The sequence below is a fragment of the Macrococcus bovicus genome (genome assembly GCF_030376725.1).
In the GTDB taxonomy this organism is placed as follows: Bacteria; Bacillota; Bacilli; order Staphylococcales; family Staphylococcaceae; genus Macrococcus; species Macrococcus bovicus.
The window spans coordinates 273,636-296,138 of the sequence record NZ_CP128470.1; the positions used below are offsets into that span (position 1 = coordinate 273,636).

22 protein-coding genes, 1 tRNA gene and 2 riboswitches are annotated in these 22,503 nt (G+C 46.8%); of the genes, 17 read left to right on the plus strand and 6 right to left on the minus strand.

Annotation, left to right across the window (positions count from 1 at the left end; genetic code table 11):
• Window positions 1–40: 40 nt before the first annotated feature.
• Both QSV55_RS01845 and QSV55_RS01850 read right to left on the minus strand, forming a co-directional pair.
• Window positions 41–895: a homoserine O-acetyltransferase/O-succinyltransferase family protein gene (locus tag QSV55_RS01845; protein WP_289650459.1), complete on the minus strand. Its 855-nt coding sequence runs from the start codon at window positions 893–895 to the stop codon at window positions 41–43.
• Window positions 896–2,170 carry an O-acetylhomoserine aminocarboxypropyltransferase/cysteine synthase family protein gene (locus QSV55_RS01850; RefSeq protein WP_289650460.1) on the minus strand — a complete coding sequence of 425 codons (1,275 nt, stop codon included), beginning with the start codon at window positions 2,168–2,170 and terminating at the stop codon, window positions 896–898.
• 67 nt (window positions 2,171–2,237) lie between these two features.
• A riboswitch (SAM riboswitch) is annotated at window positions 2,238–2,333 on the minus strand.
• A gap of 498 nt (window positions 2,334–2,831) precedes the next feature.
• Between QSV55_RS01850 and QSV55_RS01855 the strand changes: the two genes are divergently transcribed.
• The 5 genes from QSV55_RS01855 (at window position 2,832) to QSV55_RS01875 (ending at window position 5,583) form a co-directional block, all read left to right on the plus strand.
• Window positions 2,832–3,971, plus strand: a complete 1,140-nt coding sequence (locus tag QSV55_RS01855) for a 5-methyltetrahydropteroyltriglutamate--homocysteine S-methyltransferase (RefSeq protein ID WP_289650461.1) — start codon at window positions 2,832–2,834, stop codon at window positions 3,969–3,971.
• A 152-nt stretch (window positions 3,972–4,123) separates the two neighbouring features.
• Complete coding sequence (locus QSV55_RS01860; protein ID WP_289651035.1) at window positions 4,124–4,600, plus strand: peptide-methionine (S)-S-oxide reductase; 477 nt, start codon at window positions 4,124–4,126, stop codon at window positions 4,598–4,600.
• A gap of 58 nt (window positions 4,601–4,658) precedes the next feature.
• Window positions 4,659–4,729 (plus strand) — tRNA-Thr (locus tag QSV55_RS01865).
• A 70-nt stretch (window positions 4,730–4,799) separates the two neighbouring features.
• Window positions 4,800–5,201 carry an NUDIX hydrolase gene (locus QSV55_RS01870; RefSeq protein ID WP_289650462.1) on the plus strand — a complete coding sequence of 134 codons (402 nt, stop codon included), beginning with the start codon at window positions 4,800–4,802 and terminating at the stop codon, window positions 5,199–5,201.
• The gene (locus QSV55_RS01875) at window positions 5,191–5,583 is read left to right on the plus strand and encodes a hypothetical protein (protein ID WP_133452266.1); all 393 of its coding nucleotides are present in this window, start codon (window positions 5,191–5,193) and stop codon (window positions 5,581–5,583) included. The genes QSV55_RS01870 and QSV55_RS01875 overlap by 11 nt, the downstream gene beginning before the upstream one ends.
• A gap of 354 nt (window positions 5,584–5,937) precedes the next feature.
• On the opposite strand, the gene QSV55_RS01880 is transcribed toward QSV55_RS01875, so the two are convergent.
• Window positions 5,938–7,575 (minus strand): FAD-binding dehydrogenase, encoded by a 1,638-nt coding sequence (locus QSV55_RS01880; protein WP_289650463.1) that lies wholly within the window; start codon window positions 7,573–7,575, stop codon window positions 5,938–5,940.
• Window positions 7,576–8,028: 453 nt separating this feature from the next.
• Between QSV55_RS01880 and rpsN the strand changes: the two genes are divergently transcribed.
• Window positions 8,029–8,298: a 30S ribosomal protein S14 gene (gene rpsN / locus QSV55_RS01885; RefSeq protein WP_289650464.1), complete on the plus strand. Its 270-nt coding sequence runs from the start codon at window positions 8,029–8,031 to the stop codon at window positions 8,296–8,298.
• Between the two features lie 32 nt (window positions 8,299–8,330).
• On the opposite strand, the gene QSV55_RS01890 is transcribed toward rpsN, so the two are convergent.
• Together QSV55_RS01890 and QSV55_RS01895 are read right to left on the minus strand one after the other, a co-directional pair.
• Window positions 8,331–8,651, minus strand: a complete 321-nt coding sequence (locus QSV55_RS01890) for a branched-chain amino acid transporter permease (protein WP_289650465.1) — start codon at window positions 8,649–8,651, stop codon at window positions 8,331–8,333.
• On the minus strand, window positions 8,648–9,340 hold the full coding sequence (locus QSV55_RS01895) for an AzlC family ABC transporter permease (protein ID WP_289650466.1): 693 nt from the start codon (window positions 9,338–9,340) through the stop codon (window positions 8,648–8,650). Before QSV55_RS01895 ends, QSV55_RS01890 begins: the two co-directional genes overlap by 4 nt.
• 124 nt (window positions 9,341–9,464) lie before the next feature.
• On the opposite strand from QSV55_RS01895, the gene QSV55_RS01900 reads away from it, so the two are divergent.
• Window positions 9,465–9,758, plus strand: a complete 294-nt coding sequence (locus QSV55_RS01900; protein ID WP_289650467.1) for a hypothetical protein — start codon at window positions 9,465–9,467, stop codon at window positions 9,756–9,758.
• 48 nt (window positions 9,759–9,806) lie between these two features.
• Here the strand turns inward: QSV55_RS01900 and QSV55_RS01905 are convergent, their stop codons facing one another.
• Window positions 9,807–10,550 carry a thermonuclease family protein gene (locus QSV55_RS01905; RefSeq protein ID WP_289650468.1) on the minus strand — a complete coding sequence of 248 codons (744 nt, stop codon included), beginning with the start codon at window positions 10,548–10,550 and terminating at the stop codon, window positions 9,807–9,809.
• A 167-nt stretch (window positions 10,551–10,717) separates the two neighbouring features.
• Window positions 10,718–10,894, plus strand: a riboswitch (Lysine riboswitch).
• A gap of 71 nt (window positions 10,895–10,965) precedes the next feature.
• Here QSV55_RS01905 and QSV55_RS01910 point away from each other — a divergent pair.
• The 10 genes from QSV55_RS01910 (at window position 10,966) to QSV55_RS01955 (ending at window position 22,424) form a co-directional block, all read left to right on the plus strand.
• Window positions 10,966–12,168 carry an aspartate kinase gene (locus QSV55_RS01910; protein ID WP_289650469.1) on the plus strand — a complete coding sequence of 401 codons (1,203 nt, stop codon included), beginning with the start codon at window positions 10,966–10,968 and terminating at the stop codon, window positions 12,166–12,168.
• A 17-nt stretch (window positions 12,169–12,185) separates the two neighbouring features.
• Window positions 12,186–13,175, plus strand: a complete 990-nt coding sequence (locus QSV55_RS01915) for an aspartate-semialdehyde dehydrogenase (protein ID WP_289650470.1) — start codon at window positions 12,186–12,188, stop codon at window positions 13,173–13,175.
• The gene (gene dapA / locus QSV55_RS01920) at window positions 13,172–14,053 is read left to right on the plus strand and encodes a 4-hydroxy-tetrahydrodipicolinate synthase (RefSeq protein WP_289650471.1); all 882 of its coding nucleotides are present in this window, start codon (window positions 13,172–13,174) and stop codon (window positions 14,051–14,053) included. Before QSV55_RS01915 ends, dapA begins: the two co-directional genes overlap by 4 nt.
• Complete coding sequence (gene dapB / locus QSV55_RS01925) at window positions 14,050–14,769, plus strand: 4-hydroxy-tetrahydrodipicolinate reductase (RefSeq protein WP_289650472.1); 720 nt, start codon at window positions 14,050–14,052, stop codon at window positions 14,767–14,769. The genes dapA and dapB overlap by 4 nt, the downstream gene beginning before the upstream one ends.
• Before the next feature lie 12 nt (window positions 14,770–14,781).
• A complete protein-coding gene (dapD, locus tag QSV55_RS01930) occupies window positions 14,782–15,501 on the plus strand; it encodes a 2,3,4,5-tetrahydropyridine-2,6-dicarboxylate N-acetyltransferase (protein ID WP_289650473.1) in 720 nt (239 codons plus the stop codon).
• Window positions 15,502–15,517: 16 nt separating this feature from the next.
• Window positions 15,518–16,663 carry a M20 metallopeptidase family protein gene (locus QSV55_RS01935; RefSeq protein WP_289650474.1) on the plus strand — a complete coding sequence of 382 codons (1,146 nt, stop codon included), beginning with the start codon at window positions 15,518–15,520 and terminating at the stop codon, window positions 16,661–16,663.
• Window positions 16,660–17,724 carry an alanine racemase gene (gene alr, locus QSV55_RS01940; protein ID WP_289650475.1) on the plus strand — a complete coding sequence of 355 codons (1,065 nt, stop codon included), beginning with the start codon at window positions 16,660–16,662 and terminating at the stop codon, window positions 17,722–17,724. The genes QSV55_RS01935 and alr overlap by 4 nt, the downstream gene beginning before the upstream one ends.
• Window positions 17,725–18,987 carry a diaminopimelate decarboxylase gene (gene lysA, locus QSV55_RS01945; RefSeq protein ID WP_289650476.1) on the plus strand — a complete coding sequence of 421 codons (1,263 nt, stop codon included), beginning with the start codon at window positions 17,725–17,727 and terminating at the stop codon, window positions 18,985–18,987. It begins immediately after the preceding gene.
• A gap of 12 nt (window positions 18,988–18,999) precedes the next feature.
• Window positions 19,000–20,166, plus strand: coding sequence for an aminotransferase class I/II-fold pyridoxal phosphate-dependent enzyme (locus QSV55_RS01950; RefSeq protein ID WP_289650477.1), 1,167 nt, complete (start codon window positions 19,000–19,002; stop codon window positions 20,164–20,166).
• A gap of 164 nt (window positions 20,167–20,330) precedes the next feature.
• Complete coding sequence (locus tag QSV55_RS01955; protein WP_289650478.1) at window positions 20,331–22,424, plus strand: ATP-dependent Clp protease ATP-binding subunit; 2,094 nt, start codon at window positions 20,331–20,333, stop codon at window positions 22,422–22,424.
• Window positions 22,425–22,503: the final 79 nt, after the last annotated feature.

Below are 22,503 nucleotides of genomic sequence, written 5' to 3' on the forward strand. Positions count from 1 at the left end.
GAAAAGGCGCGCAACGTTGATGTTGCGCGCCTTTAAAGTATCAGGACGTTTTGTCCTTAATCAGCCTGAGCCAGTTGGTGTAGAACTGTTCAGCATGACCGGCCCACTGGTTGACAGGCTGCAGGTCAGAGTTATCATCCGGGAAATAATGGCTGGGTTTCTTTGCATGAGGATATCTCTGACGATCACGGATATATTCTTTTTTCAGCGTGTCAGTCTCATACTCCAGGTGACCTAACATAAATGTATCGCGGCTGTCAGGGGTGGTGATGAGATCGGCGCCCAGCTGGTCATGTCTCGACAGAATGATGAGTTCGGACAGGTCCTTGTCATCAACAGTGGCATGTCTGGACTGCGGAATAACATAGGAAGGCGCAAGACCAGCTGTCAATGGATGAGGCGCCGTGACCTCATAACGGTAGACTCCTGTCAGTTTAGTGGGCAGCACCTTCTTTTGAACACTGAAAGAGTGATGAAGTGCAAACAGAGCGCCCCAGCAGATGAAAAGACGATAGGGGATGACCTGAAACCGGTCCAGCAGCATCCTCAGTTCCTTGCTGTAGTGAACCGCTTCAAACGACAGATGTTCAAGCGGTGCGCCTGTCACGATGAGGCCGTCAAACTCATGGGCGCTGCTGTCACTTGCCCGGTCGTAATAAGACTGACAGGTATAATAGGCCGGATTAGTGGACTCTGGTGCATTTATATAGGCGAATGTAAGGCTGACTGTATAAGGCACTTGATGCAGGATCGCCATCAGTTGATATTCAGCCGCTTTTTTATCCGGCATCAGATTGATGATCAGCAGCCGGATGGCAGCTGTGTCGGTTTTAGAACCGTCTATCTGCAGGCGACTCAAAGTCTCCGGGTGACCATTTGCCTGGATAACAGACATCTAGATCACACTGAACCCTTTTTCAAGGTCATGGATGATATCGTCAATATGCTCGGTGCCGATTGACAGACGGATGGTCTCAGGTCTGACGCCGCTGGCCAACTGTTCGTCAGGCGTCAGTTGAGCATGGGTAGTGGATGCCGGGTGAATGATCAGTGACTTGGCATCACCTACATTGGCGAGGAGAGAGAACAGGTCAAGGGCTTCAATGAATTGACGGCCGGCTTCGTAACCCCCTTTCAAGCCGAATGTGAAGATTGAACCAGCCCCTTTCGGCAGATATTTTTCTTTCAGCTGATGATAAGGGCTATCCGTAAGGCCCGCATAGTCCACCCAGTCCACCTGTGGATGGTCATGTAGAAACTGAGCGACTTTCTCCGCATTAGCCACATGGCGTTCGACGCGTAGGGACAGTGTTTCGAGGCCTTGAGCAAGTAAGAATGCATTGAAAGGTGAGAGCGCTGCACCTGTATCTCTGAGCAATGTCGTTCTGATTTTGGCAGTGAATGCCACGTCACCGAATGTTTCATAGAATTTCAGGCCATGGTATGAAGAATCCGGTTCAGTCAGGCCTCTGAATTTGCCGTTCGCCCAGTTGAATGTCCCGCCTTCTACAATGACACCACCGATGGACGTGCCATGGCCACCGATGAACTTGGTGGCTGAATGCACGACGATGTGGGCGCCGTGTCTGAGCGGCTGACATAGATAAGGCGAGGCGAAGGTATTATCGACGACAAGGGGGATCTCGTATTCATCTGCCAGGGAAGCGAGCACGCCGATATCTGCTATATTACCTTCAGGATTGCCGATGGTCTCGACGAAGAGTGCCTTCGTATTCGGCCGGATGGCCTCTCTGACAGCCGTGAGGTCCTCCGTGTCAACGAGAGTGACTGCAATCCCGTACTTACGGAATGTATGAGTCAGTAACGTGTGTGTCCCGCCGTACAGGCTCTTTGCTGCAACGATATGGTCTCCCTGTTCTGCCAGAGCCTGCAGGGCATAGCTGATGGCTGCCATGCCTGATGCGACGGCGAGGCCTGCTGTCCCCCCTTCAAGGGCTGCTACACGCGCTTCGAAGGCGGCAGTGGTCGGATTCGTCAGACGGCTGTAAATATTGCCGGCTTCTTTCAGGCCGAACAGATTGGCAGCATGCGTCGTATCATCAAACGTAAAGGAAGTGGTCTGATAGATCGGTAAAGCTCTGGCGTTGGCATCGTTCTTGTCAGGCAGTCCTGCATGAAGCTGAAGTGTCTCGAAGTGGTATTGAGTCATAGTGATGATCCTCCTTAAAGATAAAATAAAATACACTTATCCAGAGGGGGATAAGTGCACACGCACAGACTCATCTCTCAGGATATACCTGCTGGAATTAGCACCTTACTGAAAAGGTTGCCGGGTTTCATAGGGCCAGTCCCTCCACCACTCTGGATAAGTGATATTTAATTAATCCTAATCATAATCAGCTCGAACCCTCATGTCAAACTATTTTTTGACAATATTAAATTTTCTAAAAATATTGACAAATAAAAATCTGCTCTATATACTGACGATAATTTAATATTTTGAAAGCGAAAAAGAGAAAAAGTAATGACAGCATCTTTTTGACAGCGAGCTTCTGGTGGTGAAATGAAGCAAAAGAACTGTGATGAAAAATGGCCTCTTTGCTGCAAGCTGAAAATGTGAATGAGTAGGTGATGTCCGAGGGTTGGCGCTCGTTATCAACGTCAAAGTATACATCTGTGTACTTGCTGAGGTGCAGTCAGTGATGGCTGGACGAATAAAGGTGGTACCGTGGGCAGACCCCTCACCCTTTACTAACCAGTAAAGGAGTGTGGGGTTTTTTAATTTGCTATGGAATATGACATGTTGACCCTTTATGCGACAACTGAAGCCAAAAGAAGACAACTGACTCAAAACAGGGGAGGAATTATAGATGACAGTAAATAAAACAGTGACACAACCGAAATTTGATTATGTAGGCAGTTTTCTACGCCCGGAGATTCTGAAAGAAGCACGCGCTCAGTTCGAACGTGGAGAAATCTCTCAGGCGGAACTGACAGCAGTAGAGGACCAGGAGATCATCAAGCTGATTAATAAGATTGAAGCACTCGGCTATACGACTGTGACGGATGGTGAATTCAGAAGAAGCTACTGGCATCTTGATTTCTTCTTCGGCTTTAACGGAATTGAGCGCCAGTTACTGGACCAAGGTTATCAGTTCCGTCATGTTGAGACCAGAAAAGACAGTATTAAGTTTGTAGACAGAATCTCCGGTGATCATCACCCGTTTGTCGAACATTTCAAGTTTGTACGGGATCACGCGCCTGGTCATCTGACGGTCAGACAGACCATCCCTGCACCTGCTCAGCTGCTTGTTGAGCTGACACGTCCTGGCGTCAAGGAATCAGTGGAAGCGGTATATTCCTCCAGGGCAGCTGTGATAGATGATATTGTCAGCACGTATAAACAAGTCATTGATGACCTGTACAGTGAAGGGCTTAAGGTCCTGCAGCTGGATGACTGTTCTTGGGGTATCCATCTGTCAGAAGAGACGGCACGCAAGATTCACGGGGAAGGGAACGGTTCGACCATCCCACTGGATGAGCTGAAGGCAGAGCTGCTTGAGATTAATAACCGCGTCATCCATCAGGCACCTGATGACCTGATCATCAACACGCATGTCTGCCGTGGCAATTACCAGTCAGACTGGGCAAGTGAAGGGCCGTACACAAGAGTGGCAGATGAACTGTTCGGCCGGGAAGATGTCGATGCTTACTATCTGGAATATGATACGGAGCGCGCAGGGGGATTTGAGCCGCTGGAGAAAGTCAGCGGTGATAAGCATGTGGTGCTCGGTCTGATCACTTCGAAGTTCCCGGCTCTTGAAGAGAAGGAAGCAGTCAAAAAACGTATCGATGAAGCAGCGAAATACATCCCTGCTGAACGTCTGAGTATCAGCCCGCAGTGCGGCTTTGCTTCTACAGAGGAAGGCAATCTGCTTACTGAAGACGAACAGTGGGCGAAGCTCAAATGGGTGAAAGAGATTGCTGAAGAGTATTTTGCGGGCAGATAAGGACAGGCGTTTTCTCTGTCTTCCTGCTATTCAGACAAATGACACCTCGCAAGGTGTCATTTTTCATGTCTATTCGACTTTGTCCATCATTTGAGGAGACTGTCGCCGTGAAAAATATGTTACCCTTAAAGGAAATAAAGGAGGTTATCATGATGGAGACACTTTATCTGGCAGGCGGCTGTTTATGGGGCGTGCAGGCCTTCGTCAAGACGATTCCAGGCGTCATCTGTACAGAAGCGGGAAGAGCGAATGGAACCAGTTCGGCACTTGAAGGACCGTATGACGGCTATGCGGAATGTGTGAAGACGACATTTGATCCTGCCAAGATCAGTGTGACTTCGCTGGTTGACCACCTCTTCATGATCATCGATCCGTATAGCGTCAACCGGCAGGGGGAAGATGTGGGAGAGAAGTACCGGACGGGTGTCTACAGCGAAGATCCTGCCCATCTCTCTCTGGCTGCACGCTATATTCAGAGTCGTCCGGACCGGGAGAAGATTGCAGTTGAGGTGAAGCCGCTCACCCACTATATTCCGAGTGCCGACGAACATCAGGATCATCTGGCTAAATTCCCGCAGGATTACTGCCATATCCCGCCTGAACTGATGAATCGATACCGGAAAGATTAAATCTTGAAAAAGGAACTTGAAATTCGCGCGGAAATTCATTAGACTAGAAGATAGTTTCGCCTCCATAGTTAAGTGGCATAACGTATCAATGGTAATGATGAATCCTCAGTTCGATTCTGGGTGGAGGCATTATACACCGAAGTCTGTCTAAGACTTCGGTTTTTTTATTGCTATAATATAAGTGAAAGGGTGAAGAGAAATGGCTGATATCAACTGTGCAGCACTTGTTTATATAGAAGACGATCGACTGTTGCTTGTTAAAGTAAGAGAGCTCGAAAAATATTATTTACCTGGCGGCAAGATAGAAGTGGACGAAGAACCGATTGATGCTGCAATCCGCGAGACTTATGAGGAGCTGAATGTCGTATTGGATAAGTCTCTCGTCCGTTATCTGGGGCGGGTGGAAGGGCCCGCTTATCCACAGGATGCCGTGGTTTCATTGGAATGTTTTACATATGACGGGAAATTAAACGACGTCTCTGAAAATAATGAGATCACTGAAGTCCGTTACTTCGACCTCCGGCACCACGAACAGATTGCGCCGGCAGTGCTGGTGCTTATTGAGCAGTTGAACACGGGGGAATTGTCCTATGCAAAGTGAGAGAATCTTGCTGTCGCAACTGCCGGATGAGCTGAAAGAATTAGTAGAGATAAAGGATGCAGAAGCCATCATCAATTATTTCTTTGAATATGATATAGACGAAAGGCGACTTGCTGATGCTTTGTCCCGTTATGCGATTGTAAAAGATGATGTTGAGCTGCACCGGGCATCAGCTGGTGTCTATATGCACTGCCTGCCGTATCTGGATGATGCTTTTCATCTCGCTTATTTTCATGAATGGCGTGCTCTTGAACTGATGGACTTCACTAGTCGTGATGATTTGTCTGATTTTCTGCAGAATCGGGAGCACCCGGATTTTGATATGATTCCTGAGACGCATTATGAATGGGTGCAAAATAAATTGGATGAAATAAGGGGATAATCTATCGAGCAACGTCCCGCAAAAGGAGTTAGCGGGACGATACGCATGATATGGGTAGATGATCCGCTGAGTAACGTCCCGCAGAAGGAATTAGCGGGACGATACGCGTGACATGGGTAGATGATCCGCTGAGTAACGTCCCGCAAAAGGAGTTAGCGGGACGATACGCGTAATATGGGTAAATGATCCGCTGAGTAACGTCCCGCAAAAGGGATTAGCGGGACGATACGCATAATATGACACAATTCATCATGCCAGTAGTATGATGAATTCACTATAAAGAAAAAAACAGCGATGAGCTCTGAGATTTTCAGGCTTTATCGCTGTTTTATTTATCCGATTCCTTTGTTTATATTATTCGGCATCTATTCCTCTGGCTGCACGCAGGCCGCTAAAGATACAGCCGCCGAGAAATGTACCTTCTAAGGCGCCGTAACCATGGACACCGCCGCCGCCGAAACCTGCGACTTCTCCGGCGGCATACAGACCTTTAATCAATTCTTCATTCTGATTGAAAACTTGGCTGTTTAAATTGGTCTGAATCCCTCCTAATGTCTTGCGGCTGATAATATGAAGTTTGACAGCAATCAGTTTTCTGCCATCCAGGAACTTATGCGGCTTCGCAGTGCGGATAAACTTATCCCCTAAGAAATGGCGTGCACCGTTGATAAAAGTGATTTGAGGGTCTTTGCTGAATGGATGATCCACTTGTAAATCACGCAGCTCAATCTGTTTCCTGATTTCCTCATAATCCAGCAGTTCATTACCGGCAAGTGCGTTCATGCCACTGACTAAATCCTTCAGGTTATCTGCTTCCACAAAATCTTCACCGTCTGTCCGGAACTTTTCAACTGGTGCTGTTGCTGCACTGGATAAGCGTTCTTTCAAGATGCGGCGATAGTCTTTGTCTGTTAAATCCGGATTCTGTTCTGAGCCTGACAGCACAAATTCTTTTTTCAGGATATCTTCTGTCAGTATAAACCAGGAATAATCATAGCCTGTCTTGCAGATGGATTCCAGTGTATGAAGTGTATCAAATCCGGGATAGTCAGGGGCATCGAAACGCTTGCCCGTCGCATCGAACCACATCGAAGAAGGGCCTGGAATGATGCGGATGCCGTGTTTATTCCAGATAGGCGTATGGTTCTGAATCCCTTCCGTGTAATGCCACATGCGGTCTTTATTGACGAGACGGACTCCAGCATCCTCACTGATTTTGAGCATCTTACCATCTGTTGAATCTGGTACGCCTTGTATCATCTTCTCAGGTGCTTTGCCAAGTCGCTTCGGCCAGTTCTGTTTGATCAGTTCGTGATTGGCACCCACTCCGCCCGTTGTGATGATTAAAGTTTCGACAGGCATACTGAAAGTATCGATGATTGTACGGGATGATGGTGCACCGCGTTCAACATCACTCTGCTCCAGAATGTTGCCTTCAATCCGTCTGATCGTATTGTCAGTGATCTCGATAGCAGTGACCTGATGGCGCGGCAGGAACTGGAATGATGGATGAGAGAGACAGTAGTCGACGAAAGGCTCAATCAGCCCGGGGCCGGTACCCCACGTGATATGAAAACGAGGTACTGAATTGCCGTGGCCTGCTGCACTCGATCCGCCGCGTTCAGCCCAGCCGAGAACAGGCGCGAATTTTATACCCATCGACTTCAGATAACTTTCTTTTTCAAATGCGGCGAAACGAATATAGGCCTCCGCCCATTTCTTCGCCCAGACATCCTCATCTTCCAGGCGGTCAAAGCGAGCAGTGCCCAGCCAGTCGTTTAAAGCAAGGTCGTATGAATCATGCACTTTAAATTTGCGCTGCAGACTTGAATTGACTAAGAACAAGCCGCCGAATGACCAGAATGCCTGACCGCCTATCGCTTGCGCCGGTTCCTGGTCCAGCATGACGACATGATGGCCTGTTTTCAGTAATTCTGTCGCAGCGACTAATCCGCTTAATCCTGCGCCGATGATTGTGACTGTTTTTGTCATTAGATCCCCTCCTTGAATGCTTTCATTCTAACATGTCAACAGCCAGTTGTTAGGCAATCATGGCATAAAACCTTATAATAACAATGAAAAAGAATTTTGCAGGGGAAGGGGCACACATAACAGAATGAAGGTTCATTTGTTACTATCAATTGTCTTGATAGTAATCGCACTGGTTTACTTAGTGCTGTCGATTTTGATTCCGAGTGACGTACGGATTGGCTCCGGTTTGATCTGTACTGTACTTTCTATCATCTTTTATTTCGTTTACAGATGGGAAAAAAGATAAAAATCGAGTGGCGAGGGTGAAAGGATAAGTTAAACAGAAGGTTTTTGTCGGCGACAGGCATTTAACATTGATGATAAGCATGCCGCCATAATGAGGGATTTGCGTAAGTCATAGAACTATGATATATTTATAAAACGTAATAATTACGATTTATAAAAGGAGGAACTATGGCTAAAAAATCCAAGATAGCAAAAGAGAAGCAAAGACAGGCATTAGTCGAGCAGTACAGAGAAAAACGTGAACAGCTGAAGCGCGACGGAGACTACGTAGCACTAGCAAAGTTACCACGCGATTCCTCCCCGACTCGTCTGACTAGACGCTGTGAATTAACGGGGAGACCGAGAGGTGTCTACCGGAAATTCAAACTCTCTCGTATCGCATTCCGTGAACTGGCCCATCAAGGACAGATTCCGGGTGTCAAGAAGTCAAGCTGGTAACAGACAAGCCCGTTCCTGAAGGAACGGGCTTGTTATATTCTGATCAAGATCATATAGGTGAGAGTACCGACGGCAATAGACACCAGCATATTTCGTTTCCATAAATGAATCAGCACAATGGCGATAATGGCAGCTATTGCAGGCAGACTGTTCGCAAAGGATGACCATTTGATGTCCCGGAGTGCATATATAACGAGTAAACCGAATAGAGCAGGCGGCAGAATGCTGCCGAAATACTGAATCATCGGTGGTATCGGTCTATCTGATCTGAAGATGATGAAAGGCAGAAAGCGAGTCAATAATGTCGTACACGTAATCAGTGCGATCAGCATCAGCTGTTGTGTCAGGGTCATGATGTATCACCCAGCCTGATGAAGTAACGCTGGAAGACGAAAAAGATGACGATCATGACTATAAAGCTGGGGATAAGAAAGTAATCTTTGCCGAACACCATGAGACAGATAATAGAAATCATCATCCCGATAGTCGCTGGGGCACGCTTCCCTTTTAGAAACTCATCCAGGAAGATGACCAGGAATAGCGCCGCAAGAACAAACTCCAGACCGGTCAAATCAATTATGATGAAAGAACCGATTAAACTGCCGAGAAGTGAGCCGACGACCCAGTAACTATGAATGAACAGAGTCACATAGAACATGACCAGATTTTTATTCTGCCCCTCCGGGATATGGATGGTCTGATTGACAACAAATGATTCATCGCACATGCCGTAGATCAAGTAAGGCTTTAATTTGCCGGTTCCTTTGAAGCGGTCCAGCATAGCAATACCATAGAAAAGATGACGTCCATTGATCATGAGGGTCATGATAATAGCAGCCAAGGGATTAAAAGTCCCTAATAATAAGACGCCAGCAACGAACTCCATCGACCCTGCCAGCATGATTGCCGCCATCAACGGTGCAAAATAAGCGGGGTGACCGAGTTCGTGCATGTAGATGCCGTAAGTGATACCGAGAAACAGGAATCCTGCCATAATAGGGATGGTAGGTGGGAAAGCAGTGTGAATGGCTTCTTTATGCATAGCAGTCCTCCTTTTAGACTTTTGCTTATAGTAACACAAAATCAGTTTTGATTATCAAGAATTTTCAGATAACGTTTCCAACCACTCTCTTTTTGGTTTATTATGGTAAAAAGGAGTGATATCTATGCAATCCAAATGTTCCATTAAAAAGTTTCAGTTTAGACATATTAAGCGTCCCGGCATTCTTTTATTAGATGAGGAGCGACGCCTATTAGAGTTCAATGCCTATGGACTAACTGCGGCCGATAGCTTCAGCCAGACAATTCCAATCGATCTGATTGAGAAAGTTGAACTCTCAAAAGGCTTATTCCATGATACATTGAGCCTCTATTATGATGGCGAATGGTATAAATGGACTGATTTTCTGGATGACCACTATCAAGGGATATTTAAGGTCTTGCAGGACAGGACAGCTTAAGTTTTTCGGTAGATAAAAGCCAGGTTCTTCACAGAACCTGGCTTTTATCTAATTATATTTCATCCAGCTTTCGTACTTGATACCTGTTGCTTCACAGCCTAGCTTATCATTATCACGATCATGTTTTGTTAAATATGAGATATGGTGAACTGTAATACCATATGGATAATACTTCTTGACTTCTGTACAGTTTTTTAAATATTTTGGCGCACCGTTTCTGTATTTTGAAGTCGGATAACCGGCCTTAGAGGTGGCTGGCTTAGCGGTTGATGTAGGAGTCACGAATCCTTCCCCTTTTGTGTTCACGTAACCTGCTTTAGACCAAATGCGTAATTTCTGTGCTTTAGCATAGCTCTCACTTTTTTTCAGTGTGTTCAGATAATACTTCTGACTCATGATGTAACCGACCCGAGCATAGCCGTTTTTAACCATGGCGTTGTTAACGAGTACATTGTCAGCATATAAATAGACAAGGTGACGGCCATATTTGTCTTTCTTGATTGCATTGTCATAAGCGATGGTCAGTTTTTTGCCTTGCAGGTATTTTGTAAGGTATGCTTTCGCTTCTTTACTGTACGGCTGGCCCGCTTTTGAAGAGGTAGCGATTTCTGGTGCATCAATCAGAAGGAGGCGCAGTGTAAAGCTGGTGCGACTGTTTTTCACTCTGACTGTATCACCGTCAATGGTGGAAACGTAGGAGACAGCCATTTTCTTGGATAATGCGTATGATTGAGGTGCAGGAATCAAGAGCAGCAGCAATAAAATAGTGATCAATACTTTAAATGATTTCATCTTTTTTCCCCTTTGTTTATTTGTTCTATCATTATTATATTTAACTTTTTAAAGATATCTACATATTTTTTACATATTCAGTTAAAAAATTGCGCTGAGATTTTAAGATTATAAATATTCTGTACATTCTGATATTGTTTATGTATAATAAATAACAACAATTAAATAGATAGAGATGAGGCGCATTGATCATCAGTAAGTAAAGTCTGGAAGCTGCAAATACTTTGCTGAAAGGGTGAGATGCCGAAATGTAGTGATTCTTGCAGGGGTGGCTATGTTGGATTATTGAGTTAAGAGCTCTTAGTCTGTCATTATTTGAAAAATAATGGAGTGCATCACTTGTAAATAGATTAAACAAGTTCATTCCAGTGATGAACTTGTTTTTTTGTTTTTAGATGCCATGGGAGGATATAGTGTGATAAAACGTAGTGTAATCAAATTTGGTGGAACTTCGGTAGCGGATTTCACCAAGCTCAGAAATATCAGCCGCTATCTGAAAGACAGAACGGCACAAGGTGAGCAGCTTGTCGTCGTAGTGTCTGCGATGGGCAAGACAACAGATGAACTGCTCAGCAATGTAGAACTGTTGACAGCAAAGCCGAATGAACAGGATCTGGCACTCCTCTTGACGACAGGTGAACAGCAGACTATTTCGTATCTGTCGATCATCCTGAAAGAACAAGGAGTGGCGACGCGGGCGATGACTGGCTTTCAGGCAGGTATCAGAACGAAAGGGCATCATCTGAAAAGTAAAATCCTCAATATTGATGAACAGAAGTTTGAACAGGCATTTGAAACTTGCGACGTCGTTGTCGTGGCTGGATTCCAGGGGATGAATGAGCTGGGTGAAATCACGACTCTGGGCCGCGGGGGCAGCGATACAACGGCTGTCGCCATTGCATCAGCCCTCAATGTTTCATGTGAAATATACACAGACGTGGCCGGTGTTTACGGGACAGACCCGCGAATCTATCCGGCGAAACGTCTTGATTATGTCAGCTACGAAGAAATGATGGAGATGAGTGCATTAGGTGCAGGAGTTCTTGAGACACGAAGCGTAGAGATCGCTAAAAATTATCAGATACCGATTTATTTGGGACAGACATTATCAGACGAGAAGGGGACTTGGATTATGGCACAGGAAGAAATACTGGAGAAAAAAGCGGTCACGGGCGTCGCGCTTGATAAGGATATGGACTATGTGACAGTCAGCTATCCGATGAATGACTCAGCACTGCTGAAAAAATTATTTGAACTGCTGGAACAGGAAGAAGTCAATATCGATATGATTTCGCAGATCGTCAACATGGAAGGTCTGCAGATTTCCTTCACTATGAAAGATACGGATACTAATCAGATCAATAAGATCTTCACGATACTGCAGTCTGAATATCCATCGCTGAATTTTATTATTCAGGAAGACTATGTCAAAGTATCAGTTATCGGTTCCGGTATGAGAGATATGTCAGGGGTGGCAAGTAAAGTGTTCATGACACTTCTTGATAACCGCATTCCGTTCTATCAGGTCACAACATCAGAAATCAGTATCTCATACGTGGTCGATCAGCAGAACGGTAGACAAGCAGTCGAGCAGCTATGTTCAGCTTTTGAGCTATAAAAAGAGGAGGAGTAAAAATGAAATTAGCAATCGTGGGTGCTACAGGTTTAGTAGGTACAAAAATGATGGAAGTGGTCGAACGGAAAGGCATCCCCTTTGACGAACTGACGTTATTTTCTTCAAAGAAATCAGCAGGACAGATCGTTTCGTTTAAAGGACAGGACTATGAGGTGCAGGAATTAACTGAAGAACGTGCAGCAGAGCATTATGACTACGTACTGATGAGTGCAGGGGGCGGCACATCCCTGCAGTTCTCACCTATCTTTGAACAGGCAGGTGCAGTGGTCATTGATAACTCAAGTGCATTCCGTATGCAGGAGGATATTGATCTGATTGTACCGGAAGTGAATCAGCCGAAGCTGAACCGCACAATCATCGCGAATCCTAACTGCTCGACCATCCAATCAGTAGTCCCGTTGAAACCTCTGGCGGATCAATTTGGCTTGCAACGTGTCGCTTATACGACGTACCAGGCAGTCTCAGGTTCTGGTCTTGCCGGACTGAACGATCTGCGGGAAGGGGCTAAAGGCGCGGAACCGACGAACTATCCGCACCCGATTCATAACAATGTGCTCCCGCATATCGATGTTTTCCAGGAAGACGGCTATACAAAAGAAGAAGTGAAAATGATTGAAGAGACCAAAAAAATTCTTCAGCTGCCTGAGCTGCGTGTCACTGCAACGTGTGTAAGAGTACCGGTTGAAGACAGCCATAGCGTGGCCATTAACGTGACCCTTGAAAAACCGGCTACTGTCGAAGCCATTAGAGAAGTGCTGAGTCACCAGCAGGGAGTTGTACTGGTTGATGATGTAGAAAATAATGCCTACCCGCTTGCTATTCATTCCACTGGTCGCGATGAAGTGTTTGTCGGCCGTATACGGGCAGACGAATCGCTCGATAATACATTCCACATCTGGTGTACAGCAGACAACCTGCTGAAAGGGGCCGCACTGAATGCCGTGCAGATTCTGGAATCGTTACTTGAAGAGAGGGGACAGATTCAATGACATTATTTACAGGGACAGCAGTAGCGATCACGACACCTTTTAAGGACGGTGCCGTAGATTACGCAACATTTGAACGGCATGTAGAGTTTCTGATTGCGAATGGGATGCAGTCTATTTTTGTTAACGGTACGACGGGAGAAGGATCGACACTGAATGAGGAGGAAAAGCTCAATCTCGTGAAACTGGCGGTCAAGGTCGCTGCTGGCCGAGTGCCGATCGTCGTAGGGACGGGGTCCAACAATACAGCAGTCTCCATCGAGCATTCCTTGAAAGTCAAGGAGGCAGGTGCCGATGCAATCATGCTGATCACCCCTTATTACAATAAAACGAATCAGCGCGGACTTATTGCACATTTCACTGCCATCGCGGATGCTGTGGAGCTGCCTGTCGTCTTGTATAATGTGCCGGCTAGAACCAATATGACGATTGAGCCGGAGACTGTGGTTAAATTAGCGGCACATCCTCATATTGTGGCGCTGAAAGACGCAACAGGCGATATGCGTTATCTGGAGCAAGTAAGAGCCGCTGTATCAGATGAATTTGCCCTTTACAGCGGTAACGATGATTCTATCATCCCCTTTTACGCTCGCGGGGGAGACGGCGTCATCTCGGTGGTGGCGAATGCAGTGCCTGCTGAATTCCAGGCCATCTACGAAACATATGCAACAGACCCACAGGAAGCAGAACGTCTGTTTAATCAAGTGAGTCCTTTGATTGATGCACTCGGTGTTGATGTCAATCCGATGCCGATCAAAGCGCTTGTCACTGAACTGGGATATGCAAACGGTGAAGTCAGATTACCGCTTGTGCCGCTGGAGCAAGCAGACAGCGAAGTTATCCACCAGGCATACAAGACCTATAAAGGTGAAGTGTCATGAAGGTTCTGTTAGTCGGTTATGGTGCTATGAATGAACGCGTCGCCCGTCTTGCTGAAGAGCGTGGTCACAGCATTGCAGGTATTATCACAAAGTCAGATAAACATTATCCTTATCCATCATTCAAAATAGAAGAGGAGTGGCCGGCAGCAGATGTCATCATTGATTTTTCACATCCTGACCTGTCGCTGCCTGTCATCCGCAAAGAACAGCCTGTGCCGCTGGTCATGGCAACGACGGGACGGAAAGAAGAGATCATCCAGGCACTTGAAGCAGCTGCAGCAACGAAGCCGGTCTTCTTCAGTGCCAACATGAGCTACGGCGTGCACATTCTGACTGAAATTATCAAGTACAGCGTCCCTCTACTGCAGAACTATGATATCGAGCTGACAGAAAAGCATCATCGTAAGAAAGTGGATGCCCCGAGCGGGACCCTCGTTAAGCTGTATGATGCCATCAAAGAAAAGCGCGAAGCCGCGTATCCGGTATATGACCGAACTGAACTGGAAAGTGCAAGAACAGATGACGAAATCGGCATCAATGTTGTCCGCGGCGGTACCATTGTCGGTGAACATGAAGTCCTGTTCGCCGGCCATGACGAAACGATCCAGATCATTCACCGCGCACAGAGCAAAGACATCTTCGCCAGTGGCAGCCTTGATGTCGCAGAACAGCTGGTGAACAAAACGCCTGGCTACTACACATTCGATAACTTATAAAAAGGAGATTAAATGATGACATTACAATCAGCACAGGAAATTATTCAATATATCAGTGATAGCGAGAAGAAGACGCCGGTCAAAGTCTATGTCAACGGCAATTTCAGTGACGTCACATTCCCGGAGAGCCTGAAAGTCTTCGGCAGTGAATCATCTAAAACGATTTTCGGTGACTTCAAGGACTGGACAGCTTTCTATGAAGAACATCAGGCTGTCATGACAGATGTCGAAGTGGAGTATGACCGTCGTAATTCAGCGATTCCACTGATTGACCAGACCAAAATCAACGCGCGTATCGAGCCGGGGGCATTTATCCGTGAGCATGCGGAGATCCATGACGGGGCAGTCATCATGATGGGAGCAACCGTCAATATCGGCGCAGTCGTCGGTGCCGGGACGATGATTGATATGAACGCAACACTCGGCGGCCGTGCGACAACCGGCAAAAACGTCCATGTCGGTGCCGGAGCTGTACTTGCCGGTGTCATTGAGCCACCGAGTGCACAGCCTGTCATTGTGGAGGATGATGTCTTGATCGGTGCCAATGCCGTCGTACTGGAAGGGGTTCGTATCGGTAAAGGCGCCGTTGTAGCGGCGGGTGCCATTGTGACGGAAGATGTACCGGCCGGGGCGGTCGTCGCAGGGATGCCGGCACGTGTCATCAAGCAGGCACATGAAGTGGAAAGTTCTAAAATTGAGATTGTACAGGCACTGAGAAAACTGAACGACTAATATAGAGGTGAAGGTTATGGAATATGAATATCTGAAAGAGACGAGACGCTGGCTACATCAGCATCCTGAACTGAGCATGCAGGAATTTGAGACGACAGCTTTCATTAAAAACGAACTGGACGTGGCAGGCATCCCTTATGAGACGCCGCTGCCGACGGGGGTCGTCGCGTATCTGAAGGGCACGACAGATCGAGCAGTCGCTTTCCGCGCAGATATCGACGCGCTGCCGATTCAGGAAGAGAATGATGTTGATTACCGCTCAGCAGTAGACAATGTCATGCATGCTTGTGGCCATGACGGGCATACGACGATGCTGCTCGCTTTTGCAAAGCGTGTCAAAGCGCTATACGATGCAGGTCAATTGACAGCGACCGTCTACTTTATATTCCAGCCTTCCGAGGAAACAGAAGCCGGGGCGCACCAGCTGCTGCAAGCCTACACCTTTAATCCACTACCTGACTATATCTTCGGTCTGCATATGATGCCTGATAATGAGGAAGGACTGATTCTGTCGAAACCAGGTGCAATTACAGCGAGTGCGACAGAATACCGCTTCTTTATCACAGGACTGTCAGCTCATGTCGCGAATAAGGAGCAGGGGCATTCTGCCGGTGAGGCGCTGACCTTTATTTTGAATCAGGTGTCACAGCTGCAGCATTATCATCTGCCGGGTCTCCGGCAGAATATTGTCCATATCGGCCAGTTCCATGCCGGTGAAGCGATCAACACCGTTCCTTCGAATGGTTATCTGGAAGGGACCATCAGAACGTATGATAAGGCTGACCTGGAGACCGTTCAGACACAGATGACAAAGATTGCTGAAGCCTGTGCCGTCGTGACAGGTACAAATGTTGAAGTGAAGTTCTCAGAAGGCTATCCGTCGACACATAATGATCGTGCGGCCTATGCCATGATGAAAGCGGCGAGTGAGGACACGAGTCTTGAATGGGTCGAGAAAAAGGAGCCCTATTTATTCGGTGAGGATTTTGCGTTCTACAGTACGATCGCACCGACTGCCTTTGCCTTTCTGGGCTGCCGCAATACCGCCCAGAATTTTGTCACCGGTTTACACACATCAACCCTGAACTTTGATGAGAAGGTGCTGCTCGGCGGCGTCGACCTGTTCAGTGCGATTCTCAGTAGATTCGAGGCGACGCTATGACCGCTAGATGGACACTTGATACTCAGGTCTTCAAAGAAAACATTCAGCATGTGATCCAAGGACAGCCGGTCATGGCTGTCGTTAAAAACAATGCCTATCACTATGGACTGGACTTTGCAGTGGCAGCCTTTCTGTCAGCAGGTATCGATACGTTCAGTACCACTGTACTGCATGAAGCATTGCGTGTACGTGAACTAGCCCCTGATGCGAACATCTTTCTGATGAATCCATCTACCGAGTTCGATGTACTGAGACATCACCGTATCCATATGACATTGCCGTCGCTCGCATTCTACGAAGAATATCAGACAGAACTTGCGGGCCTCGATGTCCATCTGGAGTATGAAAATCTGCTGCATCGTTCAGGATTTAAGACGTTCGATGAGATGCGAGAAGTCATCCGCCTCAATGAGCAACGACCGGAACATGAACAGATGAATATCACAGGGATATGGACACATTTCGGCTATGCAGATGAGTTTGATGTGCCGCATTATGAAATGGAGAAAGCTGCGTGGCTGGCGGGACTAGGTGAGATGCTAGAGGATTATCATTTTGACTATGTGCATGCCCAGAACAGCGCAAGTTTCGTCAGGGACGGTCTCTTTAGTCAGCACAGCCATGCGCGGCTAGGCATTATTCTCTACGGCAGCAGGCCTTACTCAAGTCTGGATGAAACCATTACTCAGCAGGCTCTGACTGTCAGTGCGAACGTTATTCAGATACGTGAGCTTAAAAAAGGGGAATCAGCCGGTTATAGTTTCGCTTATACAGCTGATCATGACGTGAAGATAGCCGTCATTGATATCGGGTACGGCGACGGTATACTCCGGACCCGTAGCAAGCACGACTGTCTGATCAACGGCAGGCGTTTTCCTATCCGTGCGCTGATGATGAGCCATCTCTTTGTGGAAGTGGATGACAGCGTGAAGCCGGGCGACACGGTGATTCTCTATAGCAATGCTATTCGTATCGATGAACATACATTCAAAGGCGTCGGTGCAAATTCAGAACAACTGAGTGCTCTGAACCATCACTCACTCAAAAAGGAGATACTTTAAATGACATTACAATATGTGAATAATGAACTGACGCTGCATGGCCATAAGCTGTCTGATATCGCGAAGGAATACGGAACACCACTTTTCGTCTATGATGAAACGATGATCAGAGAACAATGCCGGAGATTTCACCGTGCGCTTACAGCATCCGGGCTGGACTATACGATTTCTTATGCTTCCAAAGCCTTCTCAAGCGTCCAGCTGTTCAATCTGATGGCGGAAGAACAGATGGGACTGGATGTGGTCAGTGAAGGTGAACTCTATACAGCGCTACAGTCACATGTAGCACCGGACCATATTCATTTCCACGGCAATAATAAGACGGACCGGGAGATTATCTATGCGATTGAGTCAGGCGTTGAATACTTCGTCATCGACAGTCTGGATGAAATCGCGCGTATCAATGCGCTGGCGACGAGACAGGTCAAGGCAGTGCTCCGTATTAACCCAGGTGTTGAAGCACACACGCATGAGTTTATTCAGACGGGACAGGAAGACAGCAAATTCGGTCTCAGTATCAAGAAAGGGCTGGCGCTAGAAGGTGTCCGCCAGATTGAGGCGGCTGAACATATCGACTTTATGGGTGTGCACTTCCATATCGGCTCACAGATTTTTGAATCAACAGGGACAGTGGAGACTGTTAAACTGGTGATTGAATGGCTGAAAGAAAACGATATCCATATTCAGGTGCTGAATATCGGCGGCGGCTTCAGCATTAAATACACAGATGATGATGTAAGCTATCCGATTGAAGAAGGTATCAGAACCATTACAGATGCCATTCAGTCAGCCTGCCAGACACATGATTATCCAGTGCCGGAACTTTCTCTGGAACCGGGCCGTTCCATCGTCGGAGAAGCGGGCATCACTTTATATGAAGTCGGCAATATCAAGGATATTCCAGGTACAAATTACTATGTGTCGATTGACGGCGGCATGAGCGATCATATCCGTACGGCGTTATATGATGCCAAGTATGAACTGCGGCTGGTGAATCGTGAGGAAACGCATGACAAGATGATGACGATTGCCGGCAAGCTATGTGAGTCAGGTGATATTATCCGCCGGGATATCAAGCTGCCGGCAAGTATCAGACGGGGCGATCTGCTCGCAGTTCTGTCGACTGGCGCTTATCACTACAGCATGAGTTCAAACTACAATCAGATGCTGAAACCCGCTGTTGTCTTCGTCTCTGAGGCAGGCGTCAGACCGGTTATCAAGCGTCAGACACTGGAACAGCTCATCCAGAATGACATCATCTAAGGAGGAACAGCCATGCCACAATTCAATGACCGGGTGATGGCATTACAAGTACCGGGGACCCGTCAGTTTGCGAACAAGGTCAGCCAGTATGAGAATGGCATTAATCTGACTTTAGGACAGTCGGGATTTGATACGCCGGACTTCATCAGACAGGCGATGACCGCAGCCATCGAAGCAGGGCAGTTGCGCTACACGCATAACAAAGGCCTGATAGAATTGCGTACGGCAATTACAGATTACACAGCTGAGCGGTTTAATGTGGATTATCATCCTGAGACTGAAGTGCTGATTACAAATGGCGGCTCAGAAGCGATTGACAGTATCTTCAGAACGATTCTGAATACGGGGGATGAAGTCATCATTCCTGCACCTGCCTATGCGGGCTACGAGCCGATTATTCAGCTGCTCGGTGCGAAGACGGTATTTGTCGATACGACAGAGACGCATTTTGTGCCGACAGCAGCACAGATCGCTGCAGCAATCACTCCCCGGACGAAAGCGGTCCTCTTCAATTATCCGACTAATCCAACTGGCACGACATTGAGTGCAGAAACCATCCAGGAACTTGTGCAGCTCTTGAAGGACAGAGATCTCTTCATCATTACGGATGAAATCTATTCAGAGAATATCTATGAAGGTCAGCATCATTCCTTCATAGAACATCCTGAAGTACGCAGTCAGCTCTTCTATATCAACGGCTTATCGAAGTCACATGCCATGACCGGGGCTCGAATCGGTTATGTGCTGGCACCGGAAGCGGCCATTGACCAGGTGACAAAAGTCCATCTCTATAACTCGATCTGTGCTGCCACACCCTCACAATACGGTGCAATTGCAGCTTTGACGCATCCAGCCGCCAAGCAGATGATCACTGATATGAATACAGCTTACCGGGAGAGAAGAGACTATCTCTATGACAGACTGAGACAGATGGGACTGCCAGTGGAGCTGCCCACCGGTGCATTCTACATTCTGCCTGATATCTCAGCCTATAACAGCGACTCCTTTCAGTTTGCGACAGAGCTGCTGGCAGCGGAGCAAGTAGCAGTCGTCCCTGGTGCTGCCTTTACATCCTACGGCGAAGGTCATATTCGAATTTCTTTTGCGAGTACAATGGAAGAGATTGTAGAAGGCTGCAACCGCCTGGAACGATTTTTAACAGATTATCATCATCATTAGCAGCAGTCTCCTTTTTGGAGGCTCTTTTTTTATGCAAAAATAATAGTCAAAAAAGGTCAATAAATTGTTTGACCTTTTTTGACCTTGGGTATATAATGAATATATCAAAGGAATAAGCACCCTTTGATAGTAAAATGACAACTGAATATTAGGAGGAATAAGTTATGAATAACTCATTTTTCAGCAACGAATTTGATGCATTATTTAACAGTATGTTTAACGATATGAACCAGATGAAAACTAACAATTACACTAAAAAACGCTACTATATCAACGGCCAGGAAGTCACACCTGAACAATTAGCTGCACTTAAACAGCAGGGCTACCACTTCAAGGAGGATCAACAGCCATCGTCTGTCACAGGACAGAATAACCCGTTATCTGCAGATGGAATACTCGGTAAACTAGGCCGCAACTTAACTGAAGAAGCACGCCAAGGCAAACTTGACCCGGTGATCGGCCGCGATAAAGAGATTCAGGATACCGCGGAAGTACTGAGCCGCCGTATCAAGAACAATCCAATCCTAGTCGGTGAAGCAGGGGTCGGTAAGACAGCAATCGTCGAAGGCCTCGCTCAGGAGATAGTGAAAGGAAATGTCCCGGCTTCAATCAAAGACAAGGAAATCTACTCACTCGATATTTCAGCGCTGGAAGCAGGCACACAGTACCGCGGTGCATTTGAGGAAAACGTTCAGAAATTACTGGATGAAGTGAAGGCACACGGCAATATCGTCTTATTCCTGGATGAAATCCATCAGATGATCGGTGCAGGCTCTACTGGCGGCGACTCAGGCAGCAAAGGACTGTCGGATATCATGAAACCGGCACTGAGCCGTGGTGAAATCTCTGTCATCGGTGCGACAACTCAGGATGAATACCGTAATACCATCTTGAAGGATGCAGCTTTATCACGCCGTTTCAATGAAGTCGTCGTCAATGAACCTTCTAAAGAAGATGCCTTTGAAATCTTGAAAGGCATCCGTGACAACTACGAAAAACACCATAATGTTGAGATTCCGGACGCAGCACTGAAAGCAGCGATTGAGCTGTCTATCCAGTATATTCCGCAGCGCACTTTACCGGATAAAGCGATTGACTTGATGGATATCACTGCAGCACACGTCTCTGCTGCTCATACTGCAGTAGATAAAGTAGAAGCAGAGAAAGAAATTCAAGCACTGACAGCAGAAAAAGAACAGGCTGTCCAGAAAGAAGAATATGAAAAAGCAAGTCAGCTGCAGGCTCAGATCAAAGAACTGAATGATAAAGTGTCAGCAGCACATGACGACAATAAAAATACGGTCACAGTTGATGAAGTCGCAGCAACGGTTGAACGCCTGACAGGTATTCCGGTCTCTAAAATGGATTCTGATGATCTGGAACGTCTGAAAAACATTCAGTCACGCCTTGAAGAAAAAATCATCGGCCAAGCGGATGCAGTGACAGCAGTATCCCGTGCTATCAGACGTAATCGTGCAGGGTTTGACGAAGGCAACCGTCCGATCGGCAGCTTCTTATTCGTCGGTCCGACGGGTGTCGGTAAAACAGAACTTGCTAAACAACTGGCGGTGGACCTGTTCGGTAATAAAGATTCCCTGATCAGACTCGACATGAGTGAATACATGGACCAGACAGCAGTCTCTAAAATGATCGGTACAACAGCAGGCTATGTCGGCTACGATGATAACGCCAACACATTGACTGAAAAAGTCAGACGTAACCCGTACTCTGTCATTCTGTTCGATGAAATCGAGAAAGCGAATCCGCAGATCCTGACACTGTTACTGCAAGTACTGGATGACGGTAAACTGACAGACGGACAGGGCAACATCGTTAACTTCAAGAACACTATTATCATCGCCACTTCAAACGCAGGGTTCGGTGATGGTCAGGAAGCAGACAGAGAGAGCATCTTTGATGACCTCAAGCACTTCTTCCGTCCGGAATTTCTCAACCGTTTCAATGCGATTGTGGAGTTCAAGCATCTGACAAAAGAAGACTTAAGACACATTGTTGAACTGATGCTCGCAGATGTGCAGCACACACTCGACAAAAAAGAAATCACGATGAACATTTCGGAAGACGCTAAAGACTGGCTGATTGAACAAGGCTACGATGAGAAACTCGGGGCACGTCCATTACGCCGCGTCGTTGAACAGCATGTACGTGATATGATCACAGATCACTACCTGGATCATCCGGAAGTTAAAGAAGTGAATATCGACGTTCAAGATAAACAACTTGTCATCAATGCATAAGCAGAAGGCAGCTCAGATGAGCTGTCTTTTTTGCGTTAGTCAATCAGTAGTTATTTCTCATCAAAACATCTATAATGGA